12 protein-coding genes are annotated in these 14,762 nt (G+C 37.3%); 6 read left to right on the top strand and 6 right to left on the bottom strand.

Annotation, left to right across the window (positions count from 1 at the left end):
* Positions 1–7: 7 nt before the first annotated feature.
* The gene (locus BTO23_RS13460; protein ID WP_060992248.1) at positions 8–1,495 is read right to left on the bottom strand and encodes a cobyric acid synthase; all 1,488 of its coding nucleotides are present in this window, start codon (positions 1,493–1,495) and stop codon (positions 8–10) included.
* A gap of 221 nt (positions 1,496–1,716) precedes the next feature.
* Here BTO23_RS13460 and BTO23_RS13455 point away from each other — a divergent pair, with 221 nt between their 5' ends.
* From BTO23_RS13455 to BTO23_RS13440, 4 genes are all read left to right on the top strand, one after another.
* On the top strand, positions 1,717–2,094 hold the full coding sequence (locus BTO23_RS13455) for a YgiW/YdeI family stress tolerance OB fold protein (RefSeq protein ID WP_060992247.1): 378 nt from the start codon (positions 1,717–1,719) through the stop codon (positions 2,092–2,094).
* A gap of 83 nt (positions 2,095–2,177) precedes the next feature.
* Positions 2,178–2,717 carry a hypothetical protein gene (locus BTO23_RS13450; protein WP_060992246.1) on the top strand — a complete coding sequence of 180 codons (540 nt, stop codon included), beginning with the start codon at positions 2,178–2,180 and terminating at the stop codon, positions 2,715–2,717.
* Between the two features lie 97 nt (positions 2,718–2,814).
* On the top strand, positions 2,815–4,701 hold the full coding sequence (locus BTO23_RS13445) for a methyl-accepting chemotaxis protein (protein WP_060992245.1): 1,887 nt from the start codon (positions 2,815–2,817) through the stop codon (positions 4,699–4,701).
* Between the two features lie 168 nt (positions 4,702–4,869).
* Positions 4,870–6,288 carry an MltF family protein gene (locus tag BTO23_RS13440; RefSeq protein ID WP_105063766.1) on the top strand — a complete coding sequence of 473 codons (1,419 nt, stop codon included), beginning with the start codon at positions 4,870–4,872 and terminating at the stop codon, positions 6,286–6,288.
* Between the two features lie 73 nt (positions 6,289–6,361).
* Here BTO23_RS13440 and BTO23_RS13435 read toward each other — a convergent pair whose 3' ends face one another.
* From BTO23_RS13435 to nrdD, 4 genes are all read right to left on the bottom strand, one after another.
* Positions 6,362–7,006 (bottom strand): ATP-dependent zinc protease family protein, encoded by a 645-nt coding sequence (locus BTO23_RS13435; RefSeq protein WP_060992243.1) that lies wholly within the window; start codon positions 7,004–7,006, stop codon positions 6,362–6,364.
* A gap of 67 nt (positions 7,007–7,073) precedes the next feature.
* Positions 7,074–8,261 carry an amino acid aminotransferase gene (locus tag BTO23_RS13430; RefSeq protein ID WP_105063765.1) on the bottom strand — a complete coding sequence of 396 codons (1,188 nt, stop codon included), beginning with the start codon at positions 8,259–8,261 and terminating at the stop codon, positions 7,074–7,076.
* Between the two features lie 90 nt (positions 8,262–8,351).
* Positions 8,352–8,822 (bottom strand): anaerobic ribonucleoside-triphosphate reductase-activating protein, encoded by a 471-nt coding sequence (nrdG, locus tag BTO23_RS13425; RefSeq protein ID WP_060992241.1) that lies wholly within the window; start codon positions 8,820–8,822, stop codon positions 8,352–8,354.
* Positions 8,822–10,942 carry an anaerobic ribonucleoside-triphosphate reductase gene (nrdD, locus tag BTO23_RS13420; protein ID WP_060992240.1) on the bottom strand — a complete coding sequence of 707 codons (2,121 nt, stop codon included), beginning with the start codon at positions 10,940–10,942 and terminating at the stop codon, positions 8,822–8,824. Before nrdD ends, nrdG begins: the two co-directional genes overlap by 1 nt.
* Before the next feature lie 240 nt (positions 10,943–11,182).
* On the opposite strand from nrdD, the gene BTO23_RS13415 reads away from it, so the two are divergent.
* Positions 11,183–12,067 (top strand): exonuclease/endonuclease/phosphatase family protein, encoded by an 885-nt coding sequence (locus BTO23_RS13415; RefSeq protein WP_245922110.1) that lies wholly within the window; start codon positions 11,183–11,185, stop codon positions 12,065–12,067.
* 75 nt (positions 12,068–12,142) lie between these two features.
* On the opposite strand, the gene BTO23_RS13410 is transcribed toward BTO23_RS13415, so the two are convergent.
* Positions 12,143–13,315, bottom strand: a complete 1,173-nt coding sequence (locus tag BTO23_RS13410) for a tetratricopeptide repeat protein (RefSeq protein ID WP_060992238.1) — start codon at positions 13,313–13,315, stop codon at positions 12,143–12,145.
* 393 nt (positions 13,316–13,708) lie between these two features.
* On the opposite strand from BTO23_RS13410, the gene BTO23_RS13405 reads away from it, so the two are divergent.
* Positions 13,709–14,653, top strand: coding sequence for a TerC/Alx family metal homeostasis membrane protein (locus tag BTO23_RS13405; RefSeq protein ID WP_060992237.1), 945 nt, complete (start codon positions 13,709–13,711; stop codon positions 14,651–14,653).
* Positions 14,654–14,762 lie beyond the last annotated feature (109 nt).

Raw genomic sequence — 14,762 nt, 5'->3', positions numbered from 1 at the left:
TCAGTCCTTAATATGCAGCTTTCTTTTCAAATAAAGTTGGCCATAGTTGAGATAAATCTAAACTTTCTTCAATAGACTCGGCAATGCGTTCAATCGCCTCTTCTTGGATTGCGTTCATATCAATCGCTTCATTCTCTTTTAAACCAGCCCAAGCCAAAATAGCTTCAAACGCTTGCGGCTCATCAAAAATACCATGTAAATAAGTGCCAAAGATCGACCCTTCTTCATTTACTGTACCATCACGTCTTATTGATTGTTCATTATTAATCACAATTGGCGATGCATTTTTTACTGAGTCAGTACTTACTCCGGCATGAATTTCATAACCCGATACTTTAATTGGTGCTTGCTTTGGCAAAGTTAATTCACCCTCAACAAGAGTTAATTGCTTCTTTTTCTTCAACTCCGTTGAAATAGGTAAATAACCTAAACCATCAATAGATGATGCTTCACCTTCAAGACCTAGAGGATCAGAAAGACGCTCACCTAACATTTGATAGCCGCCACAGATCCCCATAACATTGCCACCAAAACGAAGATGTCTTTCAATATCTTTATCCCAACCTTGCGATTTAAGATAATTTAAGTCGGCTTGCACTGATTTACTGCCAGGAAGGATAATAAAATCGGCTCCTGATAGAGATTGACCTTTACCAACAAATTGAAGATCTATTTCTGGATGTAAACGCAATGGGTCAAAATCAGTATGGTTACTCATTCGAGTCACGACTGGCACTTTTACAACAAACTTACCTTTCTCTTGTTGCTCACTCTTAATTGCATCTTCTGCTTCTAGATTTAGCCCATGCAAATAAGGGATAACGCCTAATACTGGTTTACCTGTTTTTTCTTCTAGCCATTCAAGACCGGGAACAAGTAAAGAGATATCACCACGAAAGCGGTTAATCACAAACCCTTTTACTCGTGCTTGTTCTGATTCAGATAATAAAGCTAACGTGCCATATAAATGGGCAAATACACCACCACGGTCAATGTCAGCAACAATAATAACCGGAACATCAGCGGCCTCAGCAAAGCCCATATTCGCTATATCGTTTTCACGTAAATTAATCTCAGCGGGACTTCCTGCACCTTCAACAACCACACATTGATAATTATCCATCAGGTAAGAAAAAGATTCCAAAACATAAGGCATTGCTAATTTTTTATAGTCTTGAAATCCCCATGCATCCATGGTCTCAATCGCTTTACCTTGAACAATAACCTGTGCACCAATATCTGTATTTGGTTTTAATAAGATAGGATTCATATGAACGTGAGGCTTTACTCTTGCGGCATCTGCTTGCAAAGCCTGAGCTCGACCTATTTCACCGCCGTCTTCTGTTACTGCACTATTCAATGCCATATTTTGAGGTTTAAAAGGGGCAACTTGGATCCCTTTATTTGCCAGTACTCGGCATAAGCCTGCCACAAGCACCGTTTTACCGGCATCAGAAGTGGTTCCTTGAACCATTAACGGAGATAAAGCCTTCATAATTCCATCTAATTTCGTTGTACATCAGTCTGGTGATATTAACATTGTTCTCAGTTGAGAGGCTAATTATCCCCGCTCTTAATTTCTTTGTCTTACAACTGATCTCTAGATGAATAGAATATGAATATATTAATCACGATAGATTCAGCCTACCTTTGTTTTAATAGCCCTATTGAAGCAAAGCACACAGCATTACCTAACTATCGAATTAAGGAATTATTATGAAAAAGACAATTATTGCAATTACAGCGGCCCTAATCTTATCTCCAACCATCGCTTTAGCTGATAATGGCGATCACAACCAAAAACACGCTAAACTTAATTACACAGGCCCAGTAACTACAACTACTATTGCTGAGTTACTAAAAGATACAAGTATGTTTGCAGAGCAAGATGCAACAATTGATGGGCGAATTATTCGCCATATTCGTAAAGATAAATACCTATTCTCTGACGGGACCAATGAAATTCAAATTGAATTAGATGATGATATTTCTCTACCAACTGCAATTAATGAAACCACTAACGTTCGTATTTTTGGTGAGTATGAAGGTGGAAATACCCCAGAAATCGAAGTAGATCGCTTACAAGCACTATAAAATAAACAATCAATAGATAATCTGGCCTGCTTATTGCAGGCTTTTTCATAGATAAAATTCATGAATATCAGGTTAACTACGTTATGGAATCAACTAAGTACATCAAAAAAGCCCTTCTTTTAGCGACAGCGCTGACATCTTCAACGGCAATGGCGAACAATTTCCCTTATAGTTTTTTTGAAGCTCGTATCGGTACAAGTCCTGGTACCTATGGTGTGCAAGTTAACCAACAATTCACAGAAAACTCTCACCTTGTAGCTAAAGTAGATACTGAATTTTCGGGTGATTGGGATGTGGCTGGTGGTATCGGTTTTAATGGCCCAATTAATGAATTTTCCGATATTTACGGTCAACTACTTCTTCATAATGTAAAAGACAACAGCAGTGATAAATTCGGTGATGAGATGCTTACTGAAATTAATATTGGCTTTAGATTATGGCTAATGCAGCAAATTGAAGTAGGTGCTCAATACGGTCAACTATTTAATAGTGACGTAAGTAAAGACATTGGCAGTGTTCATTTCCGCTTCCACTCAACCGAACAATTATCAGTGGGCGCTGAAGCTAAGTTCAATGGTGTTTATGGTGGTCAAATGATGATGACTGCACGATTTACTTTCTAATGTAAGTTGATCAATTACCTACACATACTTAGTAAAAATAAAAGCATTGGACAACATTACGTTGTTCGTTATTAAAGGATTAATTAGTGGTTTTAATATGTTGAAAAATATCTCAATTAAAAACAAACTTACACTTATGTTTGTGACTGTCATTTTAATTATGGCGTCGATTCAAACAGTAATGACTGGACGTCAACTGCTTGCGGAAACCTATCGCTCTGTGAATCAATTTTCAACGGCACTTACCAAAACAAGTGTGTCAGGTCTTGAAAAATGGATAAATGGAAGAATAAGTATTGTAGAAGCATCAACCCGTTCTTTTACTCACTCTGACGCGCCTGTTGATTACTTAAATCAATCCCAAAGAGCTGGACACTTTATTATTAATTACGCAGGGTTAGATACTGGTGATTTTATCCAAAGTAACTCCGATAACCCTGTTCCTTCAGATTATGATCCTCGTCAACGGGGCTGGTACCAAGAAGCATCATCAACTTCAAATGCTATTGTAACAAGTCCTTACGTTGATGCTGGTAATGGCGATTTAGTGGTAACTATTGCTAAAGCATTCAATATTAATGGTCACCATGGCGTTGTTGGTGCAGATGTAAGCATTCAATCTCTTGTTGATGATATTTTAGCAATAAACCAAGATGGCGTATCTGCCTTTCTTATTGATGGTAACGGTAATTTTGTTGCTCATCCTGATAGAAATATGGCGATGAAATCGGTTTCTGCGCTTGGTAATGAATTTTCATTAAATAAAATTCAGCAATTAGCAAGGACTAACTCTCAAAGTGAAACTTTGGTTAATGGTAACGAAGCTTTCTTAACCGCTGCCAAAGTACCTCAAACAGATTGGTACTTTATTGTTGTCGTTGATAAACAACAAGCCTTTGGCTCAGTTCGTGATGTATTGCGTGATTCTACATTGATGACATTATTACAAATTGCCATCATTGCTGCCCTTGCTATGTATTTAATTCAGAAAGCGTTAGCTCCTCTCAATATATTAAGCAAAGCAATGAAAGACTTATCAAATGGTAACGGTGATTTAACTCAACGCATTACTGTAGAATCAAAAGATGAGATTGGAATCTTGGCTACTCATGTCAACGGCTTTGTAGAAAAACTACAGACCATTGTAAAAGACATTGCAACCTCATCTTCAGAACTTGATTCACAATCAAAAGTAAGTACAAAAGTAGCGCGCCAAACTAGCGATGGATTAGCGATTCAATTAAATGAAATCTCTCAAATAGCGACGGCTGTTCATGAAATGTCAGCAACAGCTCAAGAAGTCGCGAATAATGCACAAATGACGGCAGATTCTGCAGTCAGCTCAACTGAGAATTGTGAACAAGGTAAACAAGTGATCATGCGTAATCAGCAATCAATCACTAACCTAGCCTCTCAAGTGGACAATGCCTCAGGGATTATCCAAGAGTTAGATAAAAATGCACAAGACATTAATACTATTCTTTCTACTATCAGAGATATTGCAGAGCAGACCAACCTCCTCGCTTTAAATGCCGCCATTGAAGCAGCACGAGCTGGTGATCAAGGTCGAGGCTTTGCCGTTGTTGCTGATGAAGTTCGAGTGTTATCGCAAAGAACTCATAGCTCAACTGATGAAATCAGACATATGATTGAAACTTTACAGCGTAATACCGCAAATGCAGTTCAAAGCATGGATGAAAGTAAAGTCTTTGCTCAATCAAGTGTTGATGATGCGAATAATGCAACTCAAGCTCTAGAAGAAATTTCCATATCAATAATGCAGATTTCAGACATGGCAACACAAATATCTAATGCAGCAGCAGAGCAAAGAACGGTGACAGATGAAGTTAGTATGAACATACAATCAGCCAATGATGTCTCTGACCAAATGTCAAATCAAGCTGAAAATTCTCAAAAACTGTCTGAAGAATTACGTGGCATTTCTAAGCAACTTAATAATCAGGTTAATTTATTTAAATACTAACCATTTAAGCAAATTTTAGAAAAATAAAAATAACGCCAGTGCATTTATAATGAATGTACTGGCTTTTTGTTTTATTAATGAGAATTAAACCAATCTATATAAAAGAACTTGATTTCGTCTTCTTTTAACTCTAACTTGTTATAATGTTGTTAAAAAGGATGTTGCGACATGATGTTTTTACATAAATATATTTTGTTATTCTTCTTCTTCCCTAGCATAGTATTTGCTTTGGAACTCTCTCCATTGGCACAAGTCCCTTATACTGGAGATCTTGATAGCCTAAAGAAAAAAGGAACCGTGCGTGTTCTTGTTTCTGCTGATCTCGGTTTTTACTATATAGAAAAAGGACAACCCAAAGGGATTATTGCCGAGTTTATTCATCATTTTGAATTACATTTACACAAGAAAAAAATAAATGTGAATGTTCAAGTGATCCCCGTACCAAGAGATGACCTTCTTAATGCTCTTGAAGCAGGCTTTGGTGATATTGCAGTTGCTAATTTAACCATTACCCCTCAACGATTAAAATATGTTGATTTCAGTGATCCTATCATTAGTAACAGCCAAGAATGGCTGGTGACATCAAAAAAAACACCAACAATTACTTCGTACGAAGAGCTATCAGGGAAGGAAGTTTGGGTAAGAGCCAGCTCGAGCTACTTTGAAAGTTTGCAACAAATTAACAAGCAGCTATCTGCTAATGGCGTTCCTCCTATTCATGTTCAATTTATTGAAGAAAACCTACAAGATTACGAGCTAATGGAGATGATAAATCAAGACATTCTCCCTATAACAGTCATTGATAGCCATAAATCTCAACTGTGGACAAAAATAATGGATAATATCGTTATTCATGAAGAACTTCCCATTCGTACTGACGCCAGTATCGGTTGGGCAATGAGAAAAAACAGCCCCCAGTTAAAATCGGAAGTGAATCAATACGCGAATAAAATAAAGCAAGGATCGTTTTTAGGTAATGTTATCTACAATAAATATCTGGATAATACTAAATGGCTGAAAAATGCGCTCAACCCAAACACGGTAAAACAATTTAATAGTCTCGCTCTCTTATTTGAACAATATGCTGATCAATATGAATTTGATTGGTTGATGATTTCAGCACAAGCGTATCAAGAATCTAGGTTCAATAATCGGTTAGTTTCTCACATGGGCGCTGTTGGTATTATGCAAGTATTACCAAAGACAGCAAAAGAGCCTTACATCAACATTAAGAATTTCAGACAATTAGAACACAATATTCATGCTGGTGTGAAGTACATGAATTTTGTTCATAAGCGTTATTTCCAGAAACCAGAAATAACAAAAGAAAACCAAATGTACTTCTCATTAGCGGCTTATAATGCAGGGCCTGCAAACGTAAGGAAAATGCGTAGAATGGCAGTAAAACACGGTTATGACCCTAATGTTTGGTTTAATAATGTTGAGATTATGGCTCGAAAATACGTCAGTAAAGAGCCCGTCCATTACGTGACCAACATTAGCCGATATTATGTTATCTATAAGCAAATAGCCCTACTTCAAGCCCTTAGAGAACAACAAAACGCCTCTAATTATAAGTTATTCTGATAATATAAATTCACAAACGAAAACGCCCAAATATGATATTTGGGCGTTTTTATTTCAAAATAATTTATTTACGTTATTTTGCTAATTTCACTTTTGGTTGAATGTATTTTTTACTTACATCAACAACAGCAACATCACGGAAGAAAGTTCGACCTAGCAAAACTGGATATGTCATGTGTGTACGATCATTAAGAGTAAATTCTGTCTTCGTTTTTAAATCACCAATTTGTACCCATGCTTCGATTACTGGACGATCAGTACGTTTCTCTGTACTTGACTGACGAATCGTAACAATACGAGCTACTGGAGATTCAAATTCCTTGGTTTCTTTATCGTTATGAGCCAGTTTAAACTTAACCCAATCTTTTCCATCGCGCTCAAACATTTCAATATCAATTGCAGAAATTGATGACGTTGTTGCTCCAGTATCAATACGAGCTTTGGCGTTATGATTAATCGCCTTAATGTACATCCACTCTTCTTCGCCTAAAATCAACTTACCATCTGCAGTTTTTAGATTTTTCGCTACGGGTGGTTTAGGATCAACTTGTGGCTTTTGCTCTGGTTTTACTTCAGGCTTTGTTTCCGGAGTTACTGGTTGCTCAACAGCCGGTTTATCCGTTGTTGCTGTGTCCGTTGGAGTTGTTGCGGTGGTTGACATACAACCCGCAAGCAAAATAGGTAAAAGTAACGTTGACCATTTTTTTGTTATCTTCATGCGTTTTCCTTTACTGTCTTATCTGTAATCGTTAATTCTATTATAGTAATAAATCTCAAAAAATCTGTTACTTATTTGCAACAGAGGCAACAGATTTAGCAATATAATCAATATGCTGCTCTTGCATTCCTGCAATATTAATACGACCATCCCCTACAGCATAAATTCCATGGTCAGATTTTAACGCCAACATTTGCTCGTTATTGAAGCCAATGACAGAGAACATACCTTTGTGTTGTTCAATAAAATCAAACTGAGTTGATTGCGTTTCATCTCGTAATGCAGCGCAAAGATTAGTTCGTAAACCAAGTAAACGCTTTTGCATCGTATCTAGCTCAATTCGCCACGATAGCGTTAATGCTTCATCATTTAAAATACGCCCTACAATTGCAGCACCGTGATCTGGTGGCATGGTGTAAGTCGCTCGTGCCATTTGCAATAATTTCGCTTTCGCGTTCATCGCAATCTCAATATTGGTTGCAATAACCATTGCTGCACCAGTCCGTTCACGGTACAAACCAAAGTTTTTAGAACATGACGTTGCAATAAACATTTGAGGTACACGATCCGCCATAAAGCGAAGACCTGCAGCATCCGCTTCTAAACCATCGCCAAATCCTTGGTAGGCAATATCAACAAAAGGAATAAAACCATTTTTTAGTGCCAGTTCAGTAATCGCAATCCAATCAGCAAGACGAATATCCGCGCCTGTTGGGTTATGACAGCAACCATGCAATAAGATAATATCTTTAGGGCCCGCTTTCGCTAGATCTGCCATCATAGCTTCACTATCAACGTGTTTAGTTGCAGGATTAAAATAAGTGTAATGCTTAACTTTTAAGCCAGCCGCTTCCATTACTGGTTGGTGGTTAATATAACTTGGATTACTTAGCCAAACCGTCGCACCTGGTTCTGTCGATTTAATCAAATCGGCAATCATCCGTAACGCACCACTTGCTCCTGGTGTTTGAATTGCAGAAACACGCTCATACGCTGAGGTATCACGCAAAAGAAGATCAACCATGCTTTGGTTAAACACTTCACAACCAGCAAGGCCAACATACGCTTTTGTAGTTTGCTCAGCAGCAATCGCTTTTGCTGAATCACTAACCGCTTGCATTATTGGAGTTTGACCTTCGTCATTACGGTAAACACCAATGCCGAGATCCACTTTGTTAGCACGATCGTCAGCACGGTATTCAATAGAAAGAGAAAGAATGGGATCTTTAGCAGGAGTCGCTATATTTTGCAGCATATTTTCATATCCTTATGATCTGTAATGTATTTAAATTACCATTCAGATAGGAAAATATCACTGTTTATTACTTAGTTTTTCACATTTATCTTACAATATATTAATTGTATGAATAATTTGATTACTCGAACCACGCCAATCTAATGACGGATCCGCTTTATCTTGCTCAAATCGTCCGTCGATTAATGTATCAATCAAAGCGACGATCTCTTGCTGCGTTGGATTTAATTCACTTAATTTATAGCCTGTCCACATCCAAATGTCTTTATTCTCACATTCAGAGTTAACTCGTTTCACTAACTTAAGTACCGCTTCACAATTTACTGGATGAAGGGGATCGCCACCAGACAGCGACAATCCTCTACGATGAATGCGTGTATCATTCAAATCAGCAATGATCTTATCTTCTAATTGCTGACAGAATGCATGGCCGGAATTTGGATTCAATGTTGATTTATTGTAGCACCCTTTGCAGTTGTGCTCACAACCAGAAACAAACAGGGTACAGCGTGTACCCGGTCCGTTAATCACATCAATTGAATGATATACGTGATAATTCATTATAAATGTTTCACTCGACGTTGAACTTCTTCTTGTTTACCAAAGTTAAATGGACGCGCATCAGGGCTGCCTAAATAACCACACACACGACGTGTTACTGATACTTTAGTTGAGTCATGATTACCACATTTAGGACAAGTAAAACCTTTACTCGTACATTCAAACTCACCGTTATAACCACATTCATAACACTCATCAATCGGTGTGTTAGTTCCGTAATAAGGCACACGGCTGTAGCTGTAATCCCATACATTTTCTAACGCTTCAATGTTACGTTGCATGTTAGGAAATTCACCATAACAAATGAAACCACCACTTGAGATCTCTGGATATGGCATTTCAAAATCGATCTTATCGTATGGGTTTACTGTTTTTTGAACGTCTAAATGGAAACTATTGGTGTAGTAGCCTTTATCTGTCACTTTATTAATCACACCAAATTGCGTGTTATCTAATTTACAGAAACGTGAGCATAAGTTTTCACTTGGCGTGCCATAAAGACTAAAGCCAAAGCCCGTTTCTTTTGTCCATACTTCTACTGCATCTTTTAGGTATTGAATGATTTCTAATGCTTTTACTTGAAGCTCAGCATTGTCATATAAATGATCATCGCTACCGAACAGTGCTTCAATCGTTTCATGTACACCAATGTAACCCAGTGATACTGAAGCTCGGCCATTTTTAAAGATGTTGATAATGTCGTCATCTGGATTCAAGCGAACACCACATGCACCTTCCATATAAAGGATAGGTGCGACACGAGCTTTCACACCTTCTAAGCGAGAAATACGTGTTTCTAATGCACGACGACAAAGAAGTAGACGATCATCAAGCAATTTATAGAATGCAGTAACATCACCTTTTGCTTCAATCGCTACACGAGGAAGGTTTAAGCTGATAACTCCAATGTTGTTACGACCATCATGAATTTGTTCACCATTTTCTTCATAAACGTCTAAGAAACTACGACAACCCATTGGCGTTTTAAATGAACCAGTCACTTCAACTACTTTGTCATAGTTAAGGATATCTGGATACATACGTTTTGATGCACACTCAAGCGCAAGTTCTTTAATATCGTAATGAGGATCTGATTTCTTATGATTTAAACCATCACGAATAGCGAAAACTAATTTAGGGAATACCGCAGTTTTACGGTTTTTACCTAAACCAGCAATACGGTTTGCTAATATAGAACGTTGAATTAATTTTGATTCCCAACTTGTACCTAAACCAAAACCAAACGTTACAAATGGCGTTTGTCCGTTAGCTGTATGCAGTGTATTTACTTCATACTCAAGAGATTGGAATGCGTCATAACATTCTTTTTCTGTTTGTGCTTGAGCAAACGCTTCTGCATCCGCAATGTTCCACTTCTCAGCCAATTTCTTCGCTTTTTCATAACTAACTGTTACATATGGCGCAAGAATTTCATCAATGCGGTTGATAGTTGTGCCACCGTAAATATGGCTTGCTACTTGTGCAATAATTTGTGCAGTTACCGCTGTTGCTGTCGCAATCGATTTTGGAGTATCGATTTCGGCATTACCCATTTTAAAGCCACCTGTTAACATGCCTTTTAAGTCGATCAGCATACAGTTGAACATTGGGAAGAACGGTGCGTAATCTAAATCATGGTAATGAATCTCACCACGTTCATGCGCTTGTACAATATCACGAGGTAAAATATGGCGTGTTGCGTAGTGCTTGGCAACAATACCCGCTAATAAATCACGTTGTGTTGGAATAACTTTACCGTCTTTATTGGCGTTTTCATTCAATAATTCAGCGTTGCTTTGTTCAATTAGGCCACTAATTTCTTTATTAAGCACACTGATTTTTTCACGAGCGATATCACGATCATGACGGTACTCTATATATGCACGAGCCAACACTTTATGTGGCCCTTGCATTAATTCATTTTCAACCAAATCTTGGATCTGGCGGATACCCACTTCATTTTGTCCCTGTAGAGCAATCTCAACAGCGTGAGCCACTAATTGTGCATAACTCTCGATCTCAGGTGTTACCTGCTCTGATGCACCTTTTACAGCGTCAATAATACGAGAATTCTTATAGGCTGCACGACTTCCATCTCGTTTGATTACAGTTATATTCACAGTGGCTCCAAATACTAAATAGTGGGGGTATTAGACTCGCTAACACAAGATGTGGTGTATTAAGCTCGATCTGAGAAGAAAATACTTTGATCTAGATCAAGATAAATCTGAGGGTGATTCTAGTTTCACCACTGCTTTTAGATTGTTCTCACTTTCGTTGCAATGTATGAAAATGAAACATTTTTTTGTGTGCTATATATGGATTTTTTAATTAAACTGCTTGCGATTTCAGGAGGACTTATGAATCAACGAATTACTCACTTACTTAGCTTTTGCATACTCATTTTCAGTTCATTTACTAGTAACGCGATCACATTATCGACATGGAATATGGAATGGTTAACACTCAATCCTGTTGAAAAGTTTTCTTCCTCGGAAAGACATGAGCAAGATTTTGAACAACTCAATAATTACTTTGTTCAATCTAATAGTCAGATTTTAGCTTTTCAAGAAGTAGACTCTTTAGAAGCTATAAAAAAAGTGGTTGGTAACGAGTACCATATCTTCCTATCAGATCGCTCTTCTAACTCAAAAAAGCAGTTTGGTGATATAAACCAATACACAGGATTCGCTATTCACAGGTCAATTTCAGTCTCGGACCCTAGAGATTTTTCTCTTTTACCTAAGAAAAAAAGCAGTAAATTACGTTATGCAACCTACGTGATTGCGACCATTGAGAAACAGCCTGTCCATCTTCTTTCTGTACATTTAAAATCGGGTTGTCTTGGACAAAAGAAAAAGAGTTATGCTTGTTCAACATTAGAACTACAAACCAAAGAATTAACCGATTGGATAAACGAACGAGAAAAGAATAACGATGCATATCTCATATTAGGAGACTTTAACCATACCCTTGCTCACCCAAGAAGCTGGTTATGGAAAAATATCGACAATCAAACAGCAGAAACACCTTATCTATTAACAGAAGGGACAAAAGGAAGTTGTACTGTTAAACAATGGAAGCGAGGTTGGCCAAAATATACGACTTTTACTCGTTTAATTGATCATGGTGTCACTAATATGTCTGAGAGCCGTTTCAATGTCACTCAGCAATCGTTTGAGCAAGATGACGTTAAAAAATATCAACTGACAGACCACTGTCCTATTCTTTTTGAATATAATTGACTCTAATTAGAGACTCATAAAAAAAGGAGCACAATAAAGTGCTCCTTTTTTATATGGGAAAACATCATACTTCGATTAGAATTTTGCAGCGCCATCCATCTTAGTTTGACTAAAATTCATGCTTTCTTTCTTTTCTGCTTTATCTACTACCTTAATGTCCACATCTTCTTTCTGTGAACTCGTTTCTTTTTGTTCATCATTCGATTGATTGGCAATTTCTCCACCGACGACAAATTCATTACTATCAGGAAAATAACTTTCACGCTGATACAGTTTATCCAATGATTTGATAATGGCATGCTTTTTCAATTTACCTTTAGCCATTTTCTCATGAAGTGGTTTTGCCATACTCTGTAAACCAATAACGGCATCAACCCCAACAAGGTGACCAACATGATCTCGTCGTGATATCGCAGCTTCAATTCCATTCTTTGCTGCTAACCATAACCAGATATAAGAAATCGAATTCCCTTTTTCGTTGGTATCTGCACCCATCTCACCAGCAAAATATTGAGCTTTGGCATCACCCGCTTCTGCTGCTAACTCCAACCAATAAGTTGCTTTTTTTGAATCAACTTGAACACCTCGACCCTCTGCATATTGTTTACCAATACGAATTTGAGCTTCAATATTATCAAGCATTGCTGCTCGTAAATTCCATTCAGCTGCCAACTTCGCATTCGGTTGAGGGTTTGATTCTGCCACATACCAATCTGCAATAAATAACTGTGCCGGTATATAATCTAACTCAGCAGCTTCATTAATTAAGTTAATCCCTTTATCGATATTAACGTCAACACCATTACCCTGTAAAAATGCAATGCCTAACGCTAACTTTTCTTCTGGCCCACCTTCTTGCGCAGCAACCACCTTACCCCAAAAAATAGACTTTTCTTTTAATTCAGAATTTTCACGACGACTATCACATAATCGGATCACAGAACGCATTGCTATATTATTATCTAATTTTGCCGCCATTTCATACCAATGCAGAGCTTCTTCAAAGTTGCTCATTTCAGCTTCTTTAGCTAAAAATAATTGAGTTGATATATGGCCTGTTTGTGCTTTGTATACACGCTCTTGACGCTCAGCAGCACGAGCTTCAGCTAAAGCTCTACGATAAGAACTCGCCTCTCTTTCTTTTTGTTTTTCATGCTTCTTTTGCTTACTGTTTGCAAAAAAGAAGTTAATACACACTAGTACGAGCAAGGTGACTAGTCCACCGACAGCAATTTGAATCCAATTCATTTTACACCATTTATTCTATTTTTTGATATCACCTCTATTATCGACGCAAAAGGTAAAAACATGAGAAAAATTTTTGTGACTTATGTTAAAAATATTCACGCCTAATGTCTTTGATTTATAAATTACTTTCATTGCGATAGTTTTTGTTTGTAAAAATCAAAAATGAGGATTAATATCCAGATCTTGGGGAGTAGTCACAAGGTTTAATACTTAACTTTGTTCAGATATCGTCATCCCGAAGCTTCGGCTTCCGGTATCTGTAAGTGGGCAAGAGAATGCCAATCACTTTGACAAGACCAAAAACCATAACATTAATGTATTTTGTTTATGGTGGAAGGTTAATACTCTCTTAATATTGTCAGTATTCCTTTCGCCTACTTGTAAGGAATAATTATGTCACCGTTAACTTGGGAACTTTTTAGTTTCGTTGTTCTCGCTCTATTTGCTTTAGATATGTTTCAAACAAGAAAAGAAGCCCCTAGCTTGAAAAAAGCATTGCTTTGGTCTTTATTCTGGTTTGTTCTTGCCTTTATTTTTTGTGCGGCTCTCTATGTTTATTGGCCGTTAATGGCACCTGATAGCACCTACTCACCTAAAGACGCAAGTATCGCCTTCATTACTGGGTATTTACTCGAAAAAATGCTGAGCGTAGATAATTTATTTGTCTTTGCATTAATATTTAGTCAATTTGCTGTTCCTGAATCAAGCAGACCACGAATTCTATTGTGGGGCATCATTGGCGCACTTGCATTACGTGCTGTTATGATTTTTGTAGGCGCTGGATTACTTGCTGAATATCATTGGATTCTATATATCTTTGCCGTATTCTTAATTATTACTGGCGTGAAATTATGGTTTGCCAACACAGAAGAAACCAGCGATTTCTCATCATCCAAATTAGTTATATTTGCAAAGAAATACATTCCATTTGATGACAAATACGATGGTCATAAGCTACTTACAAAAGTAAACGGAAAACGAATTGCAACGCCACTACTATTAGTTGTTATTGTTATTATGTTTACCGACATTATGTTTGCGTTAGATTCAATTCCTGCAATATTTGCAATAACTCAAGAACCATTCTTGGTATTTGCAGCTAATGTATTTGCACTATTAGGTTTACGTTCTTTATATTTTGTTCTTCAAGGCATGCTAGATAAGTTCTGTTACTTACAACCAGCACTGGCATTTATACTAAGTTTCATCGGTATTAAAATGTTCTTGGTGGGCACTGCTTATGAAGTCCCTACGGTTATCTCATTACTAACGATCATTGGCATTATTTCATTAGCTATTATCGGTTCAGTTATGAAGAATCGTTCTCAAAACGTATAAAACACACAACGGCGATAATCATTCAGAGTATCGCCGTTGTATCTAATACTACTCAATTCATAATTAGATATTTACAAAAAATTGTCCTATGTTTTACATATAACTGAAC

Origin of the sequence: Aliivibrio sifiae (assembly GCF_002954715.1) — a bacterium.
Taxonomy (GTDB): Bacteria; Pseudomonadota; Gammaproteobacteria; order Enterobacterales; family Vibrionaceae; genus Aliivibrio; species Aliivibrio sifiae.
The sequence above is the reverse complement of the archived record's forward strand: the minus strand, read 5'-3'. Positions and strand labels throughout refer to the sequence as shown.

Bases quoted from the DNA above. Each gene is read 5' to 3' on its own strand.
- BTO23_RS13460 (WP_060992248.1), bottom strand. From the start codon at position 1,495: ATGAAGGCTTTATCTCCGTTAATGGTTCAAGGAACCACTTCTGATGCC.
- BTO23_RS13455 (WP_060992247.1), top strand. From the start codon at position 1,717: ATGAAAAAGACAATTATTGCAATTACAGCGGCCCTAATCTTATCTCCA.
- BTO23_RS13450 (WP_060992246.1), top strand. From the start codon at position 2,178: ATGGAATCAACTAAGTACATCAAAAAAGCCCTTCTTTTAGCGACAGCG.
- BTO23_RS13445 (WP_060992245.1), top strand. From the start codon at position 2,815: ATGTTGAAAAATATCTCAATTAAAAACAAACTTACACTTATGTTTGTG.
- BTO23_RS13440 (WP_105063766.1), top strand. From the start codon at position 4,870: ATGATGTTTTTACATAAATATATTTTGTTATTCTTCTTCTTCCCTAGC.
- BTO23_RS13435 (WP_060992243.1), bottom strand. From the start codon at position 7,006: ATGAAGATAACAAAAAAATGGTCAACGTTACTTTTACCTATTTTGCTT.
- BTO23_RS13430 (WP_105063765.1), bottom strand. From the start codon at position 8,261: ATGCTGCAAAATATAGCGACTCCTGCTAAAGATCCCATTCTTTCTCTT.
- nrdG (WP_060992241.1), bottom strand. From the start codon at position 8,822: ATGAATTATCACGTATATCATTCAATTGATGTGATTAACGGACCGGGT.
- BTO23_RS13415 (WP_245922110.1), top strand. From the start codon at position 11,183: ATGAATCAACGAATTACTCACTTACTTAGCTTTTGCATACTCATTTTC.
- BTO23_RS13410 (WP_060992238.1), bottom strand. From the start codon at position 13,315: ATGAATTGGATTCAAATTGCTGTCGGTGGACTAGTCACCTTGCTCGTA.
- BTO23_RS13405 (WP_060992237.1), top strand. From the start codon at position 13,709: ATGTCACCGTTAACTTGGGAACTTTTTAGTTTCGTTGTTCTCGCTCTA.